The 19,290-nt window shown below is 35.2% G+C and carries 21 protein-coding genes; 14 read left to right on the top strand and 7 right to left on the bottom strand.

Translation table 11 applies throughout. The annotated features are described in order from the left end of the window. Positions 1 to 30 precede the first annotated feature (30 nt). The 14 genes from udk (at position 31) to U6A24_RS16455 (ending at position 12,886) form a co-directional block, all read left to right on the top strand. Positions 31 to 639 carry a uridine kinase gene (gene udk / locus U6A24_RS16520; protein WP_324181097.1) on the top strand — a complete coding sequence of 203 codons (609 nt, stop codon included), beginning with the start codon at positions 31 to 33 and terminating at the stop codon, positions 637 to 639. A gap of 37 nt (positions 640 to 676) precedes the next feature. After that, positions 677 to 1,036 (top strand): FtsB family cell division protein, encoded by a 360-nt coding sequence (locus U6A24_RS16515; RefSeq protein ID WP_407654058.1) that lies wholly within the window; start codon positions 677 to 679, stop codon positions 1,034 to 1,036. Continuing rightward, positions 1,029 to 2,393 (top strand): methylmalonyl-CoA mutase subunit beta, encoded by a 1,365-nt coding sequence (locus tag U6A24_RS16510; RefSeq protein WP_324181096.1) that lies wholly within the window; start codon positions 1,029 to 1,031, stop codon positions 2,391 to 2,393. Before U6A24_RS16515 ends, U6A24_RS16510 begins: the two co-directional genes overlap by 8 nt. An 89-nt stretch (positions 2,394 to 2,482) precedes the next feature. After that, positions 2,483 to 3,112, top strand: coding sequence for a hypothetical protein (locus U6A24_RS16505; protein ID WP_324181095.1), 630 nt, complete (start codon positions 2,483 to 2,485; stop codon positions 3,110 to 3,112). Between the two features lie 109 nt (positions 3,113 to 3,221). Beyond that, positions 3,222 to 5,354: a methylmalonyl-CoA mutase gene (gene scpA / locus U6A24_RS16500; RefSeq protein WP_324181094.1), complete on the top strand. Its 2,133-nt coding sequence runs from the start codon at positions 3,222 to 3,224 to the stop codon at positions 5,352 to 5,354. Between the two features lie 67 nt (positions 5,355 to 5,421). Beyond that, positions 5,422 to 6,303, top strand: a complete 882-nt coding sequence (locus tag U6A24_RS16495; protein WP_324181093.1) for an SDR family oxidoreductase — start codon at positions 5,422 to 5,424, stop codon at positions 6,301 to 6,303. A 140-nt stretch (positions 6,304 to 6,443) separates the two neighbouring features. Then, entirely contained in the window at positions 6,444 to 7,208 is a 765-nt protein-coding gene (locus U6A24_RS16490; RefSeq protein WP_324181092.1) for a ParA family protein, read from the top strand. 6 nt (positions 7,209 to 7,214) lie between these two features. Then, the gene (locus U6A24_RS16485; protein ID WP_324181091.1) at positions 7,215 to 8,120 is read left to right on the top strand and encodes a ParB/RepB/Spo0J family partition protein; all 906 of its coding nucleotides are present in this window, start codon (positions 7,215 to 7,217) and stop codon (positions 8,118 to 8,120) included. A 43-nt stretch (positions 8,121 to 8,163) separates the two neighbouring features. Beyond that, positions 8,164 to 8,706: a DUF5683 domain-containing protein gene (locus tag U6A24_RS16480; RefSeq protein ID WP_324181090.1), complete on the top strand. Its 543-nt coding sequence runs from the start codon at positions 8,164 to 8,166 to the stop codon at positions 8,704 to 8,706. A 38-nt stretch (positions 8,707 to 8,744) separates the two neighbouring features. After that, a complete protein-coding gene (gene dapB / locus U6A24_RS16475; protein WP_324181089.1) occupies positions 8,745 to 9,443 on the top strand; it encodes a 4-hydroxy-tetrahydrodipicolinate reductase in 699 nt (232 codons plus the stop codon). A 53-nt stretch (positions 9,444 to 9,496) separates the two neighbouring features. Further along, entirely contained in the window at positions 9,497 to 11,068 is a 1,572-nt protein-coding gene (gene lepB, locus U6A24_RS16470; RefSeq protein WP_324181088.1) for a signal peptidase I, read from the top strand. Positions 11,069 to 11,085: 17 nt separating this feature from the next. Further along, positions 11,086 to 11,709 carry a WbqC family protein gene (locus tag U6A24_RS16465; protein ID WP_324181087.1) on the top strand — a complete coding sequence of 208 codons (624 nt, stop codon included), beginning with the start codon at positions 11,086 to 11,088 and terminating at the stop codon, positions 11,707 to 11,709. Beyond that, positions 11,709 to 12,017, top strand: a complete 309-nt coding sequence (locus tag U6A24_RS16460) for a DUF6122 family protein (protein ID WP_324181086.1) — start codon at positions 11,709 to 11,711, stop codon at positions 12,015 to 12,017. Before U6A24_RS16465 ends, U6A24_RS16460 begins: the two co-directional genes overlap by 1 nt. 89 nt (positions 12,018 to 12,106) lie before the next feature. Continuing rightward, the gene (locus U6A24_RS16455) at positions 12,107 to 12,886 is read left to right on the top strand and encodes a M949_RS01915 family surface polysaccharide biosynthesis protein (RefSeq protein ID WP_324181085.1); all 780 of its coding nucleotides are present in this window, start codon (positions 12,107 to 12,109) and stop codon (positions 12,884 to 12,886) included. A 12-nt stretch (positions 12,887 to 12,898) separates the two neighbouring features. Here the strand turns inward: U6A24_RS16455 and U6A24_RS16450 are convergent, their stop codons facing one another. The 7 genes from U6A24_RS16450 to U6A24_RS16420 all read right to left on the bottom strand — a co-directional run bounded on the left by U6A24_RS16450 (position 12,899) and on the right by U6A24_RS16420 (position 19,225). Further along, positions 12,899 to 13,915, bottom strand: a complete 1,017-nt coding sequence (locus U6A24_RS16450; RefSeq protein ID WP_324181084.1) for an endonuclease/exonuclease/phosphatase family protein — start codon at positions 13,913 to 13,915, stop codon at positions 12,899 to 12,901. A 10-nt stretch (positions 13,916 to 13,925) separates the two neighbouring features. Further along, the gene (locus U6A24_RS16445; protein WP_324181083.1) at positions 13,926 to 14,819 is read right to left on the bottom strand and encodes a rhomboid family intramembrane serine protease; all 894 of its coding nucleotides are present in this window, start codon (positions 14,817 to 14,819) and stop codon (positions 13,926 to 13,928) included. Position 14,820: 1 nt separating this feature from the next. Further along, on the bottom strand, positions 14,821 to 15,573 hold the full coding sequence (locus tag U6A24_RS16440) for a rhomboid family intramembrane serine protease (RefSeq protein ID WP_324181082.1): 753 nt from the start codon (positions 15,571 to 15,573) through the stop codon (positions 14,821 to 14,823). 8 nt (positions 15,574 to 15,581) lie between these two features. Then, positions 15,582 to 17,456: a DNA mismatch repair endonuclease MutL gene (mutL, locus tag U6A24_RS16435; RefSeq protein WP_324181081.1), complete on the bottom strand. Its 1,875-nt coding sequence runs from the start codon at positions 17,454 to 17,456 to the stop codon at positions 15,582 to 15,584. After that, positions 17,457 to 17,750: a hypothetical protein gene (locus U6A24_RS16430; protein WP_324181080.1), complete on the bottom strand. Its 294-nt coding sequence runs from the start codon at positions 17,748 to 17,750 to the stop codon at positions 17,457 to 17,459. It abuts the gene before it with no gap. A 126-nt stretch (positions 17,751 to 17,876) separates the two neighbouring features. Next, positions 17,877 to 18,383, bottom strand: coding sequence for a 6,7-dimethyl-8-ribityllumazine synthase (gene ribH / locus U6A24_RS16425; RefSeq protein WP_324181079.1), 507 nt, complete (start codon positions 18,381 to 18,383; stop codon positions 17,877 to 17,879). Positions 18,384 to 18,451: 68 nt separating this feature from the next. Next, the gene (locus U6A24_RS16420; RefSeq protein WP_324181078.1) at positions 18,452 to 19,225 is read right to left on the bottom strand and encodes a tetratricopeptide repeat protein; all 774 of its coding nucleotides are present in this window, start codon (positions 19,223 to 19,225) and stop codon (positions 18,452 to 18,454) included. Positions 19,226 to 19,290 lie beyond the last annotated feature (65 nt).

Genomic DNA, 19,290 nt, shown 5'->3' with positions numbered 1-19,290 from the left:
ATATTTAAATTTGCCGAAAAATTAAGAGAGATGCTAATTATCGGTATAGCTGGAGGAACAGGTTGTGGAAAAACCACTGTCGTGAATCAGATTGTAAACGAATTACCAGAGAATGAGGTTTGTGTAATTTCGCAGGATTCATATTACAAAGACACGAGTCATTTAACTTACGAAGAAAGAGTAAAAATAAACTTTGATCATCCGCAATCAATAGATTTCGAATTACTTGGCCAACATCTTACCGCACTTAGAAAAGGCGAAACCATCGAGCAACCAGTGTATTCTTTCGTAGAACATAACAGAACAGGAGAAACAATCGCCACAAAACCTAGCAAAGTTATGATTGTTGAAGGAATTCTTATCCTCACCAATCCCGAAATTAGGGACATGTTCGACATCAAAATATATGTACACACCGATAGTGATGAGCGATTAATACGTAGATTAAAAAGAGACATTGCAGAGCGTGGTCGGGACATGGATGAAGTACTAGACCGTTACCAAAACACCTTAAAACCTATGCATCAGCAGTTCATCGACCCTACCAAAGAATTTGCAGACCTTATCATTCCCAATAATCATTATAACAATGTTGCGGTAGATATCGTTCGCACAATTATCAAAGAACGCTTGAATTAACTTTTGTACCTTTATACCAAACATTACCCTACTTATATTGAAGCTTAAAAGTTATTTTCAGAAACTAAAAAACAAACCGGCGTTAATACCGATATTTGCCATATTTTTAAATAAATATGTGCTCATTGTATTGTTATTTGTGATATGGATGTTATTTCTTGATACCAATTCGTGGCTTATTCATAAAGAATTGGATCAGGAAATTAAGGAGCTTGAAGATAATAAAGAGTATTATATCAAAGAGATCATAAAAGATCAAAAAGACATAAAAGTATTGAAAGATAGTAGCGAGCTAGAAAAATTTGCTCGAGAAGAATATTTTATGAAACGCGATGATGAAGAGATTTACATCATCGAGTACGAAGATAGCGTTCCTAAAACTAAGAAAAATGACTAAATCCTTATTTGATAGTTTTGACGAAGTTTCTACCCAGCAATGGAAACAGAAAATTCAATTTGATCTTAAAGGTGCCGATTACAATGAAGCCTTAATATATAAATCTTTGGAAGGCATAGATATCAAACCTTTCTATAATCAAGAGGATATCTCTGAAGTAAACAGCCCTATCTCCCATCCTACACAGTGGAAAAATTCCATAAAAATTGAAGTAAATGAGGCGATCACAGGAAACAAAAAAGCATTAACCGCTATCAAAAAAGGAGCAGAAAGCGTATTTTTTGTAATTCTGCAAGAAGATGTAAATCCAACTGAACTTTTACAAGATATCGATTCTGATATACCGATTTTTATCGAAACTAATTTTCTTTCTTCAGATTATATTGGTTCATTAAATCAAATTGCCAAGACTAACGAACAGAACATCTCTATATTGACCGATATAATAGGAAACCTTGCTCATACCGGCAATTGGTTTACTAATTTGAAAGAAGATCACAAAGCTTTAGAAGAAATAACAACATGTACAGCCTTAAAAAGTATATTAAGTATTGATACAAGTCTTTATCAAAATGCCGGTGCTACTATGGTGCAGCAATTGGCATATGCGCTGGCACATGTCAACGAATATTTAAACCACTTCGATAACAAAGCCAAAAATCCTTTAAAACAAACAAAGGCCGTTTTTAAAGTGGCAGTTGGAAGTAATTACTTTTTTGAGATTGCAAAACTTCGTGCCCTTAGAATGCTCTGGAGTACTTTAGCATCTGAATATAGTTTGATCGATAAATGCCATATTATCGCATACCCTTCACATCGAAATAAAACAATCCTAGATTATAATGTAAATATGCTTCGCACTACAACAGAGTGCATGAGCGCAATAATGGGAGGAGCAGATACTATTTACAATATGCCTTATGACGACATTTATAATCTTGAAAATGAATTTGGCACCAGGATTTCATTAAATCAACTACTGATTCTAAAAAATGAAAGCTATCTAGATCTGGTAGAAAACCCTGCCTCGGGATCATACTACATAGAAACGCTCACCAAGCAGTTGGCAGAAAATGCATTAGCATTATTCAAAAATATCGAACAAGGTAATGGATTCCTTAGTCAACTTAAGTCAGGAAAAATACAGCAAAAGATAAAAGAAAGCGCTCAAAAGGAACAAGAATTATTCGATAATGAAAAAATTATCTTAACTGGATCCAATAAATATCAAAACACAAAAGAAATAGTTCCCGAATTTCAAAAATCAGTATTTCCAGAGAAAAAAGTAAGAAAAACCCTTCTTGAACCTATTGTAAAAAGACGTTTAAGCGAGTTAATCGAGAAAAACATACGATAAAATGTTAATTTTTGCCAACAAATTGTTAACTTGCACACTAATTAATAATAAAATTCAGCCTATACACTAACATTACTAAATCTAAATCAATGCCCCTCAAGATTAGATTCAAAGCTTTACTTACTATATTGCTTTTATCGTCAACATGTACTTTGTATTCCCAATCAGATATAGATTGCCTTAGCATTGATGCTAGCGGTTTATCCAGAAGAGCATTCGAATCCTTTGAAAAAGATCTATTTTCTTTCTATAAGTTTGGAAACGATTCTATCAAAACATACAGAACCTTTCTAGCCGAAGTTGCAAGTTTATCTTTAGATCTTAGAAAACTTCCTTCTAATAACTCCATTCAATTAACTCGAGAGTTTAAAAAGGCGGCAACAAGCAAAAACTCGCTTTGGATAAAATTAAGTGACTACGAAAACCAAGAAGCAGTAAAAAAATCCTATCCATCAACAGGAAATAGCAAAGAAGAAGAGATTATGATTTTTAATTATCGTGGTGGCCTTATTCAATGTCTTAAAAATACAAGTGAGAGTGACGATTTTAAAGAGATCATTGATACACTTGAAGGAGATGGAAATGTAAGTACATCCCTCATTTCTCAAAGAATATACTATATAACCGACAGAGAATTTAAAACAAGCCAAATAAAAAAATTCATTGCCTTTGATATTTACTATTCAATACTTATGGTAATTGAAAAAGCATTTCCTTAGTTTTTTACAATATTCTCATTAAAGAGTGTTTTTTTTGAATAAAAATCATTTCTAAAAGCTTAATTTTACAGCACTTTTAAATTTGCAGTATAAAATGTCGCTTTAAATAATGAGTAGAAAAGACATACAAGGTATAAAGTTACCCAACCAAAAAAAAACAAAAACTACATCTCAAAAATCTACCTTTGGGACCTCAGAAGGAATAGATATCAAATCTCAATACCATAAGGATGATATTAAGAATTTAAAACATCTTAATTTTTCTGCCGGTACTCCTCCCTATTTACGAGGACCATATTCTACAATGTATGTTCGTAGACCATGGACCATAAGACAGTATGCAGGTTTCTCTACTGCCGAAGAAAGTAATGCTTTTTACAGAAGAAATCTCGCAGCAGGTCAAAAAGGTTTATCGGTAGCTTTTGACCTCGCTACCCATAGAGGATATGATAGTGATCATGAAAGAGTATTTGGAGATGTGGGAATGGCCGGAGTCGCTATTGATACTGTTGAAGACATGAAGGTGCTTTTTGATCAAATTCCTTTGGATAAAATGTCGGTTTCCATGACAATGAATGGTGCGGTATTGCCTATCATGGCGTTTTATATCGTCGCAGCCGAAGAGCAAGGTGTAGATAAAAATTTATTATCGGGGACTATACAAAATGATATCTTGAAAGAATTCATGGTTCGCAACACTTATATCTATCCTCCCACTCCTTCTATGCGAATCATAAGTGATATATTTAAGTATTGCTCTAAAAATATGCCGAAGTTTAATCCCATAAGTATCTCAGGGTATCATATGCAGGAAGCTGGTGCTACTTGTGACATAGAATTGGCATATACACTGGCAGATGGATTAGAATATGTGCGTAAAGGTCTTGAAGCTGGACTGGATATAGACTCTTTTGCACCTCGCCTATCGTTCTTTTGGGCCATAGGTATGAATCATTTTATGGAAATTGCCAAAATGAGAGCGGCCAGAATGCTTTGGGCAAAATTGATAAAACAATTCAACCCAAAAAACCCAAAATCATTGATGCTACGAACTCATTGTCAAACTAGTGGGTGGAGCTTGACCGCACAAGATCCTTTTAATAATGTGGCACGCACCTGTATCGAAGCAAGTGCAGCTGCTTTTGGAGGAACTCAAAGTTTGCATACCAATGCACTGGATGAAGCTATTGCACTTCCCACAGATTTTTCGGCAAGAATTGCCAGAAATACACAGATCTACTTACAAGAAGAAACAAATATTACCCGCACAGTCGATCCCTGGGCAGGAAGTTATTATGTAGAGTCTCTTACAAATGATATTGCCGAAAAAGCCTGGAAATTACTTGAAGAAGTTGAAGAATTAGGAGGAATGACAAAGGCTATTGAAGCTGGAATACCCAAAATGAGGATTGAAGAAGCCGCAGCTCGCAAACAAGCCAGAATAGATAGTGAACAAGATGTTATTATAGGCGTTAACAAATTCAAGTTAGAAGAAGAAGAAGCCATAAGTACACTTAAAGTAGACAATCAGGCCGTAAGAGCACAGCAAATAGAAGGTCTAAAGAAAGTCAAGGCCGAACGAGATGAAAAAGCCGTGCAAAATGCTCTCAATAATTTATCCAAAGCGGCTACAGATGGTAATCAAAATTTACTAGCTTTAGCAGTAGAAGCTGCAAGGCTAAGAGCTACTCTTGGAGAAATTAGTGATGCACTTGAAAAAGAATTTGGAAGATACAAAGCGCAAATAAAAACATTTACAGGTGTGTATGCCAAAGAAATAAAAAATGACGAATCCTTTAATAAGGCACGAGAATTAGCAAATCAATTTGCAGAATTAGAAGGTCGTAGACCAAGAATAATGATTGCCAAAATGGGGCAAGACGGGCATGACAGAGGGGCAAAAGTTGTTGCGACTAGCTATGCAGATGTTGGGTTTGACGTTGATATCGGGCCTTTATTTCAAACTCCAGCCGAAGCTGCAAAACAAGCTGTAGAAAATGATGTACATGTAGTAGGGGTTTCCTCTCTTGCCGGAGGTCATAAAACACTAGTTCCTCAGATAGTTGAAGAACTCAAAAAATATGGCCGCGAAGATATTATGATTATTGTTGGAGGTGTTATTCCTCCTGACGATTATGATTATTTATTCGGGGCCGGTGCTGTAGCTATTTTTGGTCCGGGAACCAAAATTAGTGATGCGGCGATCACCATTTTAGAAATTTTAATATCGACATTTAAATAAAATACTATGCACGCATAGTATTTGAAATATTAATTGTAACTTTCACCAAACATAGATAATCAAGCTTATGAGTTATACAGACAAAATGCTTCGTGACGGGGCATTAAAAGGAAAAAATATAGTTGTTACAGGAGGTGGTAGCGGTTTAGGAAAATCGATGACGAAGTATTTCCTTGAACTTGGAGCCAAAGTTGCCATTACTTCACGTAACCTTGAAAAACTTCAAAACACTGCCAAAGAGCTTGAAGCAGAAACTGGAGGCACTTGTCTGGCATTACAATGTGATGTTCGCCATTATGATCAGGTAGAAACCATGAAAGATCAGGTTTTAAAAGAATTTGGTTCTGTAGATGTGTTATTAAATAATGCCGCAGGAAACTTTATTTCCCCAACAGAGCGTTTATCGGCAAATGCATTCGATACTATCATAGATATTGTTTTAAAAGGCACAAAAAACTGTACGTTAAGTTTCGGAAAGCACTGGATCAACACCAAATATACAAACACTACAGTTCTTAATATCGTTACAACATATTCCTGGACAGGTTCAGCATATGTTGTACCTAGCGCAACCGCCAAAGCAGGAGTTCTTGCAATGACAAGATCACTAGCCGTAGAGTGGGCCAAGTACGGAATGCGTTTTAACGCTATTGCTCCGGGTCCCTTCCCTACCAAAGGAGCTTGGGACAGATTAATGCCCGCAGAGCTTAAAGATAAATTGGACATTACAAAACAAGTACCACTAGGGCGTGTAGGTAATCACCAGGAATTAGCCAATTTGGCCGCTTATCTGGTATCAGATTTTTCTGCTTATGTAAATGGTGAAGTGATGACGATTGATGGCGGCGAATGGCTTAAAGGCGCAGGAGAATTTAACATGCTAGAGCAAGTTCCTGAAAAGATGTGGGATATGCTCGAAGCATCAATTCGCTCTAAAAACAAAAAATAACTAGTTATTAACAATCATAAAAGTAACCAAGACCATTCTCAAAGGGGGATGGTCTTTTTTATGTCTTTCTGTTAACATTTTTCATTTTTATAATATATAATAAATTGTATTTTTACCTCCTAAAATCCAAATCTTCCCCTATGGGTAAAATAATAGCGATTGCCAATCAAAAAGGAGGTGTGGGAAAAACTACAACCTCAGTAAATTTAGCAGCTTCTCTAGGTGTTCTAGAGAAAAAAGTATTACTAATCGATGCCGATCCACAAGCGAATGCAACATCTGGATTAGGCCTTGATGTAGAGAGTATTGAAAAAGGTACCTACCAGATTTTAGAACATACACTAAAACCTGAAGAGGCTATCATGGAAACGACCTCTCCTAACGTGCATATTATACCTGCTCATATTGACCTGGTGGCTATAGAAATTGAACTTGTTGACAAGGATCAGCGAGAATATATGCTAAAAAAAGCGATTGAAGAACTTAGAAACCACTACGATTATATATTAATCGATTGCGCTCCTTCTCTTGGATTACTTACATTAAATGCGTTGACTGCTGCAGATTCTGTGATGATCCCGATTCAGTGCGAATATTTTGCACTAGAAGGACTAGGTAAATTATTGAATACCATTAAAAGTGTTCAAAAAGTACACAACCAAAAACTTGATATCGAAGGATTGTTACTTACCATGTATGATTCAAGATTAAGACTATCAAATCAAGTAGTTGAAGAAGTGCAAAAACACTTCAATGAAATGGTATTTAAAACAATCATTCAAAGAAATATACGTTTAAGTGAGGCACCAAGTTATGGTGAGAGTATAATAAATTATGATGCAACTAGTAAAGGTGCTAGTAATTACTTAAGTTTGGCTCACGAAATAATTAAGAAAAATAGTTAAGGATTCATGGCGAAGGCGACAAAAAAACAAGCATTGGGAAGAGGGTTATCGGCCTTGCTGAAAGACCCGGAAAATGATATCAAATCGGTCGATGATAAAAATGCCGATAAAGTAGTTGGTAATATAATCGAACTTGAACTGGGTAGTATTGATGTAAATCCGTTTCAACCGCGTACCAGCTTTAATGATGAAACACTACGTGAACTTGCTACCTCTATAAAAGAGGTTGGTGTAATACAGCCAATTACCGTTCGTAAACTTGATTTCAATAAGTTTCAATTGGTAAGTGGTGAACGTCGTTTTCGTGCTTCAAAATTGGCCGGATTAAAAACAATTCCTGCTTATATTAGAATAGCCAATGATCAGGAATCATTGACTATGGCATTAGTAGAAAACATACAACGCCAAGATCTCGACCCCATAGAAATCGCTTTATCTTATCAACGTCTTATCGACGAAATAAGCCTTACCCAGGAACAATTGAGTGATCGAGTTGGAAAAAAGAGATCAACCATTGCCAATTACCTTAGATTACTAAAATTAGATCCAATAGTTCAAACCGGAATGCGGGATGGATTTATCTCTATGGGACATGGTCGTGCTCTTATTAACATTGAAGACCAACAGCAACAATTGGATATCTATGAACAGATAATAGGAAAATCATTATCAGTTCGAGACACAGAAAATCTTGTACGATCTTTAAATAACAAAACAGATAATCTAAAAGGAGTTTCTAAACCTTCAGGTCTTCCTAAGCATATTGCAAAAGGAGTAAAAGATTTTTCTGAATATTTTGGCGCAAAAATTGATGTAAAAGTTTCCAGTAAAGGAAGTGGTAAATTAATTATCCCTTTTTCTTCAGAAGAAGATTTTAACCGTTTAAAGAAACTTATCAATAGTGAAGATTAAATGCTGTTACATAGTTTTTGTATTACTTTTTTCTGTTCAAAGTATGTTTTCTCAAGAGGATGAGGAACTAAAAGTCACTACAGAAGAAGTTGCAGTAAAAAAGAAAAAGCAAAAGAAAAAGAAAGAAAAAAAGATTAGACCTTACGAGCCTTTGGCACCGGCACGTGCCGCATTTTACTCTGCAGTATTACCGGGACTAGGGCAAGCTTACACCAAAAAATACTGGAAAATTCCTATTGTCTACGCAGCTATTGGAACTGGAATTTATTTTTATCTAGAAAATAATGGAAGGTATAATGATTTGCGTGACGCCTACAAGCGTAGACTAGCAGGATTTACCGATGATGAATTTCCACAGTTTACTGAAGAACAATTAATCGATTTGCAAGATCGTTTTCGTCGCGATCAGGAATTAGCTTTACTTTTGACAGCTGCCGCCTATCTTTTAAATATAGTGGATGCCAATGTAACGGCGCATTTACAACAATACAACATTACCGAAGACCTCTCTTTTAAACCAAAAGTAAACTTTAATGAGTTTAATACCGGATTTAATTATGGGGTTTCGTTCAACTATAGTTTTTGAGAAAAAACAATATACTTTTACAAACAATCAACCAAAACATGAAAATTGCACTATTAGGATATGGTAAAATGGGTAAAACCATAGAGAAAATCGCCATAGAAAGGGGACATACTATAGTTCTTAAGGTAGATAAAGATGATACCAATTATGACGTTTCTCAAGCAGATGTTGCTATAGACTTTAGTATTCCGGCTGCGGCTGTTAATAATATCACCAATTGTTTTAATGCCAATGTACCTGTTGTTTCGGGTACCACAGGGTGGTTAGATCATTATGAAGCAATGGTTAGCCTATGTAAGGACAAAAAAGGAGGTTTTATTTATGCTTCAAATTATAGTTTGGGTGTTAATCTTTTTTTTGAAATAAACAAAAAATTAGCGAAAATGATGAGTCCTGTTGAAGGATATGATGTTTCAATGGAGGAAATTCACCATACAGAAAAGTTAGATGCTCCCAGTGGAACCGCAATTACACTTGCTGAAGGAATTATTGAAAATACGAATAAGAATAACTGGAAATTAGATAATGGTAACCTGGACACAATAAGGATTACCGCAAAAAGAATCGATAAAGTTCCGGGAACCCATACGGTTACTTATTCCTCGAAAGTTGATGACATTGAAATCAAACATACAGCTCATAATCGTAGTGGATTTGCTTTAGGAGCTGTGATTGCTGCAGAATGGTTGAAGGGAAAATCTGGTGTTTTTAGCATGAAAGACGTTTTAGGATTATAAAAATTGTAACGCTTTACGAATAAGAGGTACTTATACTACAAAATATATTAGAGATGATACTTACAGAATGGTTTATTTTCTTCCTGATATTACAGGTAATTCACTTTTTAGGAACTTGGAAGCTTTATGTAAAAGCCGGTAGAAAAGCCTGGGAAGCTATTGTTCCTGTATACAACGCGGTGGTTTTGATGAAAATTATCAATAGACCATGGTGGTGGGTAATATTACTCTTTATACCGGTAATTAATGTAATCATGTTACCGGTAATTTGGGTAGAAACCATACGAAGTTTTGGCAGAAACTCTACTCAAGACACTATTCTCGCCGTAGTAACACTTGGTTTCTATATTTTTTATGTAAACTACATGCTAGATGTATCGTATCTCGAAAATCGTGATTTAAAACCAAGAACTGCCACTGGAGAATGGATTAGTTCAATCTTGTTTGCAGTAGTTGCCGCGACAATAGTACATACGTATTTCATGCAACCCTACACCATCCCGACAGGTTCCCTAGAAAGGACTTTATTGGTAGGAGACTTTTTGTTTGTAAGTAAATTTCATTATGGTGCCCGCACACCTATGACTGCTGTATCATTTCCTATGGTACATGATACAATACCTTTGGTTCGTACAAAATCTTATATGAGTAAACCTCAATACCCCTATTTCAGGTTACCAGGTTTTCAAAAAATAAAACGTAACGATATTGTAGTATTTAGTTGGCCAGTTGATACAGTAAGTAAATTTAGAGATCGTTCCAATAAAGGCTACTATAAACCTATAGATAAAAAATCCAACTATGTAAAACGTTGTGTTGGCGTTCCTGGTGATTCATTATCGGTTGTAGATGGTTATGTTCATATTAATGGTGAAAAGAATGTATTACCAGATCGAGCACAATTACAATTTTCATATACAGGTACACCAAAAGGGAATAATTTCAATTCACAAAATCTATATGACCGCTATAAAATAAAGCCAGGAGAATTTGGTTTCCTCAGCCCATCAGAATTTGTAGCTGCTGGAATGACAGAAGAAGCAGCTTCCAAGTTTAAGAGTCATCCAAGTGTTGCATCTATACAAAGAGACATCACTCCAAAAGGGAAAGCAGAATATGGAATTTTCCCAAATAATGGTAAAGTTAACTGGAATCGAGATAATTTTGGTCCTATATACATCCCGGAAGCTGGAAAAACAGTAAAAATGGACCTTAAAAGCTTCTCGTTGTATAGAAGAATTATTGAGGTTTATGAAGGCTCAGAGCTTGGTATCGACAACAAGCTTACCGTAAATGGCACACAGGTAATGCTCAATGGGAAACCTATCGACAACTATACTTTTAAACAAGACTATTACTGGATGATGGGTGATAATAGACACAACAGTGAGGATAGCCGAGCCTGGGGATATGTTCCTGCAAATCATGTAGTAGGAAAACCCGTTTTTGTATGGTTTAGCTGGGACTCTAATGCCAGAGGTTTATTTAACAAAATACGTTGGGATCGCATGTTTACTACTGTAGGCGGCAGTGGAAAACCCATTTCATATTTCAAATATTTCTTGATTGCATTGTTTGGCTGGATTGTTTATAGCCAATATCGTAAAAGGAAGAAAGGAGCATAATTACAGTAATAGTTAAATTGAAAAGCACACTACTCCACCCTATGTATTTTGGTTCTGTAGCGCAATATGTAGCTATGGCACGTTCAGAAGTGATCGTTTTTGAGAATGAAGACAATTATCAAAAACAAACCTACAGGAACCGTACCTATGTCTATGGTGCAAACGGAAAATTATTGCTAACAATCCCGATTAAACACACGGGAAAAGAAGGAAGACAACTCTACAAAGATGTTCGAATAGAAAATGACTTCGAATGGCAGATTTTACATTGGAAATCATTGGAAACCGCATATCGAACTTCACCCTTTTTTGAATATTATGAAGATGAATTTGCACATTTATTCAAAAAAAAGAAAGAATTCTTATTAGATTTCAATTATGAATGCATGCAAGCGGTAAATGATTGTTTACAATTAGATAAAACCTTTTCTAAAACTAATGAATACATCAAAACTCCAGAAAATTCCGAAGATCTACGAGTATTGGTAAACGCAAAAAAAGAGAAAACTTATAATTTAGAATCTTACATTCAAGTGTTTTCTGATAAACATGGGTTTCTACCCAACTTATCTATTCTCGACTTATTATTTAATGAAGGTACCAATGCATTAACCTATCTAGAGAATCAATCGATTTTTTAATGCTTCGCTCTGTTATACATTATGGACTTCACTTGGTAATTCCCTTATTCATTGCTATTTTCTTTTTTCCAAAACAATGGAAAAAAACATATATAATCTTTCTTGCTTCAATGATCGTCGATATAGATCATCTTTTTGCATCTCCAATTTTTGATCCCAATCGATGTAGTGTCGGATTTCACCCCTTACACAGTTATTCTGCAATTGCAGCTTATATCACTCTGCTTATCCCTCCAAAAACAAGAGTTTTTGGTTTTGCCCTGTTGTGGCATATCATCACAGATCAGATCGATTGCTGGATGATGTAAATATGGCAAAACACACTCATTTCCAAAATATTGATTACATTTATTACAAAACAGACCATAAATGTTTCATTTTTAACCCCTTTTTGACTATGAATAAATTTCTACTCTGCGTTCTATTTTTGACCCTATTTTCTTGTGGAAAACAAACGAAAGAATCTGAAAAAGACACCAATAAAGAAGTAACACAACTAGATAATAGTCCGGCAAAACCAATACAAAAACATTATACAATACCCTTTGACTCAAAACTCGTTACTAAGCTCTCCAAGAAAGAGATTTCATCAGTTTTTACTAGAAGAAAACAAAACTTATTGGGTATTTCTAATACTATTTATCAAGTATATTCTTACAACGACGAATCTGGACTTCATTATATAGTATTAACCGACCACAGGAAAGCAATAACAGAAGAAAAAGACACATTATACGATAACATATATGCCCTGAAAATACTTAGTAAAAACAATCAACTCAAAAAGAGATCTACAGTCAAAGACAAAATAGATAAAGACTGGGAAACCTCTATTGGTTTTTGGAACAAGTACTCAGACCTATCAGATATAGATGGCGATGGTCTTGTTGACATGATTTTAACGTATGGTACAGAAGGGCAAAATGGATATAAAGATGGTCGTGTAAAAATCATGGCCTATTACATGGGAAAAAGAGTATCTGTAAAACATCAAAATAGCGAAATAGGTGGTGGAAGACTAACCAAAATCAATAAAAAGTTATATGGTTTACCTACACAAATACAAGACGCTGTAAAAGAAAAAATGCGTTTGATGGTTCAAAACAAACATGCAGTTTTCACAAAAGACTGGGAAGAGAAAATGTCCGAAAAGTCTGACCGTATTGAAGGAGAATAAAACAGTAAGAATTTAAAGTTTTATTCTTGAAAATATTGGGTAATGATCTGATAGTTCCATATCGAAGTTCTTAAATTCTAAAACCTCAATGTTATCCTGTATCAGGATAAAATCTATACGCAATGGAAACAAATCAAACTCAAAAGTTTTTCCAAAACCGCTTCCGGCTTCCTTGAATGTATCTTTTAAGTCGTTAGAAATAATTTTATTATACACGTATGAGTATGGTGTATTGTTAAAATCCCCCATCACTATGTTCTTATAAGGAGAAGCATCCATATGCTTGATAAGCATTTCAGCTTGCTCCTGCTGTCTTTCAAAAGAAGTCTGCACTCTTTTGAGTAGTTTTTCAGAATCTTCATTGGCCAATCTATCGGTATTCGAGCTTATTTTATGAGACTGTAAATGCACATTATACACCCTAATCGTGTCACTATTTATGACAAGATCAGAAAATATGATATTATTGGCGGTTTTTTTGAAATGTAACGACCCTTTATTAATTATAGGAAATTTAGAAAACACGACTAATGCCAACTCCCCATTATCATTATTAAAGTTTTCATATTTATAGGGATATTGACTAAAGTTTGTGTCTGGATTATTATAAAATTCTTGTGCACAAAATATATCAGGGTTCTGTTCTTTTACCAAAGCAGAAATATTTTGTGGAATTTTACCTGATCCTATCCAATCAAAACGATCAAAACTCCGAACATTAAAACTTAACAAAGTTACACCGCGCTCTTCTTCATCCCATGATTTACCACTTAGTTTATACAAAGAAGAAACATGAGAAAACCCAAGGATTAACACTAATAAAGACAGGATTAATCTCTTGTTTAATAGAACAATCCAGTAAATTAGGAAAATTAGATTGATTACAATAAAAATAGGAACGGTAAGGCTTAAAACCGATAACAATGGAAATGTTTTAGGAGACACATATGGCAATAAATAAGACAACAACAGTCCAAAAGCGACTATAGAATTTATCAAAAAGACAATCTTATTAATCAATTTCCCCATACTATTATACCTATTCCTCCTTGCCAGCTTTAAATAAAAAGTCTTTTTCCTCTTTGGTTAAGCTATCATATCCACTTTTACTAATTTTATCAAGAATTGCATCTATTTGCTCCTGATTTGGTGTTTTGGTATGTTTTTTAGTTCTCGATGTAGCTGTGGTTTTGGTAGATTTTGTATATGTTTTTGATTTGTGCACTGTTTTCAAAGGACTCTTTTTTTTAGGCTTAAACATACTTACAAGTCCGTCCATTAGTTTTTCGAACCATGAACCGATATCAGTTCCCTTTTTAAGTTGCATCGCATAAAAATATCCAAAAATAGCGCCGCCCATATGAGCAATCAAACCTCCCGCATTACTTGAAGTTGGAATTTGAATAAGATCAGACAACACAACAAAGAGTCCTATTTGCCATAGTTTAACATTAAAGAAAATAATACGAACCGCGGCATTTGGCGTATAAACAGCTATAAAAATCATAATTGCCCTAACCGCGGCTGAGGCCCCAATTAAATAAGCTAAAGACCCAGACAAAACAGGAAAAACATTATAAGCAAGCACAAAAAGTAGTCCGCCGCATATGGCTCCTAATAAATAGATTGTAAGAAAACGTTTTTCGGTAAATAAGTTTAACACATATTGACCAAACCAATACAACACCAGCATGTTCCAGAATATGTGCCAAAAATCAAAATGCAAAAAACTATACGTTAGCACACTCCAAAACTGTATTATCAAAGATCCTGGATCAACGGGCAGTACAAACCAACTCATCAAAGCTCCAGGACTAGATTTAAATATCCAGGAGCCAAGGGTAGCAAACAGAAACAATACTACATTAATAACAATAAGCTTGATAATAATGTTAGCCGTTTTAAACTGATATGAAAGATTATTAGTTGCCATGTTAATACCAACGATGCTGATTAAACGAATTCTTTTTCCAGTACCACATAGTTATAAAACCAATTACTGCGCCACCAATATGTGCCCAATGTGCAACATTAGATGGTCCTAGAATAGCTTGTCCTGTAATACCACCATACAAATCTAATAAGAAATATCCTCCAATTAAATACTTCGCCTTAATAGGAATAGGAATAAAAATTATATACAAAGGTAAGTTAGGAAACAAAACTGCAAAAGCCGCCAACACACCAAAAATGGCTCCAGAGGCTCCAACCATAGGAGTCATATATGCTCCTATCATCCTTTCGGTTACCTCTTGAGGAATATTTGGGTATACTCTAAACTGTCCAGATGCTATGGTATCCTGAATAAACGTATTAATTTCTGTAGGAGAAAAACCTGCTTCAACATAAGCTTGATATCCAGGATTGAACTGAAAATAGGTAAACAAGATTTGAAATCCTACGGCTCCCAACCCTGAGAAGAAATAAATAAACAGAAATTTATTTTTACCAATAGACATTTCCAGATGGCTTCCAAACATATACAGCGCAAACATGTTAAAAAAGATGTGACCTGTACCGCCATGCATAAACATATGCGAAATGATTTGCCATATTTGGAAATTTTCATTTTTTGGAAACCAAAGGGCAAACCATTCAAATGCTTTGTCGCCCAAAGAAGTGGCCCCAATAAAGAAAATAATATTGATAACCAATAAAACCTTAACTGTTTCTGTAATTCTCCCCATGTATACTTTTAAAATTTCTTGTCTATCTCATCTACTGTTAACGTAATGAAAGTTGGCTTATTATCTGGTGTCATGGTAGGTTCGGTACATGCAAATAAGCTATTCGCCATATATTGTTGCTGTTCTGTGGCGAGCTCCACTCCGGTTCGTATTGCAACACTTTTGGCTATTGATTTTGCCAAGAGATCTGTTTGCGAAAACCCACTATCTGGCACTTCATTTTCAAGATCGCTGAGTAACTTTTCTAAGAGCACAGATATTTCTTTTTCTGAAACCACCGATGGTATTGCCGTAATCTCCAATTCTCCCACATGTTCTTCTCCAAACACAAATCCAGTATTTTGAAGTTGTTCTTTTACGGTTTCCAGTAGCGCCATTTCCTTTTTGGAGAATGACAACTTTAAGGGAAACAATAGCTGTTGACTTACAGCACTTGCCATAGTGATATTCCGCAAGAGCTCTTCATACAAAATTCTTTGATGGGCTCTATGTTGATTAATAATCACCATACCACTCTTTATTGTAGTTACAATATATTTCTTCTTTAACTGGTATGTAGTATGATGCCCTACTTTTTTATCATCAGATTCAAACAATGAACCAGTCACTTCTGCACTTTCAAACTCGACTGTTGAAAAATTATTCTCAACAGGCTTAGGGGAATCAATCTCAGATTCGAGCCCTACATAAAGATTTTCCCAACTCCCTGCGGATTCTTTTTTAAAATTCGATGTATAACTGTTTCCTGTAGAACCACCAGAAGCAGAAGAATCTTCTTTGAATGGATTAAAACTTCGATCGACTTCTATGGTTGGAGCTTGAGCCTCTTTACTTTTATATTCATAAGGAGTATCCATAGATGCGTCCCTGTTAAAATCTAACACCGGGGCTACATTAAATTGTCCCAGGCTATGCTTAATTGTAGAACGTAATATTGCATACAAAGCATGCTCATCCTCAAACTTAATCTCAGTTTTGGTTGGATGGATATTAATATCAATGGATTTTGGATCAACTTTCAAATAAATAAAATAGCTAGGATGTGATTTATCTTTTAAAAGTCCTTCAAAAGCTGCATTAACGGCGTGATTCAAGTAACCGCTTTTGATAAATCTATTATTTACAAAGAAAAACTGTTCGCCGCGCGATCGTTTTGCATATTCTGGTTTGCCAACAAAACCACTTACCGTTACAAGATCGGTCTCTTCTTTGATAGGGACCAATTTTTCGTTGGTCTTCCCTCCAAAAATATTGACAATACGTTGTCTTTCATTTGATACCGGAAGGTTAAAAACCTCACTCCCATTATGATACATATCAAACCGAATACCAGAATGTGCCATAGCCACACGATGAAACTCATCTATGATATGACGTAATTCTACTGCATTTGATTTTAAAAAGTTTCGACGGGCCGGAATATTATAGAATAAGTTTTTAACACTAATTGAGGTACCTTTTGGTGTTGCACACGCTTCTTGATAGGTTACCTCACTACCTTCTATTCTAATTTCTGTACCTACCTCATCATTTTTTTGCCTCGTTTTTAATTCGACATGGGCAATTGCTGCAATAGAAGCAAGTGCTTCTCCTCTAAAACCTTTGGTATTCAGTTCAAAAAGATCTTCGGCATTTTTAATTTTTGATGTGGCGTGACGCTCAAAACTCAATCTTGCATCGGTTACACTCATTCCGACACCATCATCTATCACCTGGATTAATGTTTTTCCGGCTTCCTTGATAATCAATTTAATGGTTGTTGCTTTTGCATCAATAGCATTTTCCAACAATTCTTTTACTACTGAAGCTGGTCTTTGAACGACCTCTCCGGCAGCAATTTGGTTGGCAACGTGATCTGGTAATAGTTGTATGATATCAGACATTTATCGTCTTGCAGTAAATATGGATAAATCAAAATCAATTAAATACAAAAAGATAAATATCAGAAATAGTGCTATATAGATTACCCTTTTATTGATTTCACGATTTCCTCGGTTACGGCTTGATTTGCGAGCTTGGGCCCAATGTGATCCAAAATCGATATCATTCGTAGTATCCCGGTATTTGGTAATTCTATTTTCAAAATCATAGATATTACCTTCACTCTTACCTTTATAATACCTCGGAGTATAGTTGAATCTTCGATTCTTTCTTTGTTTGGGAATACTAAATTTCACAATCTGTTTCTATCTTTAGATTATCCAAATATACTTAAAAAAGCATTGTAATGTTAGCCTTTTAGCATTACAATAACACAAGATATCAACAGTATTTATATTTTTTGTTCCCTGAAGTAACCAAACTTATGGTTTGTAAAACTTGGCATCTTTACGCAATTGCGCCATCTTTATTGCTGCGATTGCGGCCTCTGTTCCCTTATTACCGTGCTTACCCCCAGAACGATCTATAGATTGTTGCATTGTATTATCGGTAAGTACGCAAAAGATAACGGGAATATCACTTTGGATATTTAAATCTTTAATGCCTTGTGTAACACCCTCACAAACAAAATCAAAATGTTTGGTTTCTCCTTGTATTACGCAACCAACAGCAATAACAGCATCTAGCATATCATAGGATTCCAGGATTTTTTTACAACCATAAATAAGTTCAAAACTACCAGGAACATTCCATCGCACAATATTCTCTTTAATTGCTCCACAATCAATTAAAGCGTCAAATGCACCTTGAAATAATCCTTGTGTAATGGTTTCGTTCCACTCTGAAACAACAATCCCAAACCGAAAATTCTTCGCGTCTGGGATTGTTGTCTTATCGTATTGTGATAAATTTTTATTCTCTGTAGCCATATGAGTTTTAAGTTTTGTGTTCCACGTTTAAAGTTTCTACAATAAAACTTGAAACTTCAAACTACAAACTATTTTTGCATCGCTTCTGCCTTCCCTAAATGTACATCAACCTGATTAGCTTCTACACTTTTAGGAAATTCTTCTTTAATACGCTCCAAATGAGGAATTGCAGTTTCGGGCTTGTTTAAAGACAATGCCGTTATCGCCGCTTTTAATAAAAACTTTGGAGTTGTATAATCATTAGTCTTTGCATTTGCGGCTTTTTCATAATACCCTAAAGCTTCTTCTACCTGATTAAGTTGAGAAAAAGCATCTCCAATACCTCCTAAAGCCAAAGGGCCAAGCATTTCATCATCGCTTTTAAAATCATCAAGGTAAGTGATTGCTTCTTGATACTTCTTCATATTAAGATAGGAGAAACCAGCATAATAATTTGCCAGATTTGCTGCTTTGGTACTACCATAGTTCTCTATGATCTCCAAAAATCCATATTTACCTTCACCTCCATTAAGCGCTAAAGTATATAAAGAATCACGTACTGTAGAATTTCCATTTACAGCGTTATCAAAATATTGCTGTGCCTGAAACATCTCATTTGCAGCTTCTTGTTCTTTTGGTTCCTGGATAAACTTTTGAAATCCAAGGTATCCTAATATCACTAGGGCAATAAGTCCAACTCCTCCAAGTATATACTTTTGATTAGCCGCAACCCATTCTTCGGTTTTCGAAGCTCCCTCGTCCAAGGTGTTAAATACCTCAGCCGTTGTTGAGTTTTCTTCAACTTGCTCTACTTCTTCAGCTTTATTTTTTGGTTTGTACCCTCGTTTCTTGTAAGTTGCCATAAATTTTCTTTAATGAAGGGCAAAAATAAAATTTTTATTCATAATTAAAAGCACAACTATTTATT

This window comes from Aquimarina gracilis (assembly GCF_035285365.1).
In the GTDB taxonomy this organism is placed as follows: Bacteria; Bacteroidota; Bacteroidia; order Flavobacteriales; family Flavobacteriaceae; genus Aquimarina; species Aquimarina gracilis.
This window is presented reverse-complemented; position numbering and strand designations above follow the sequence as displayed.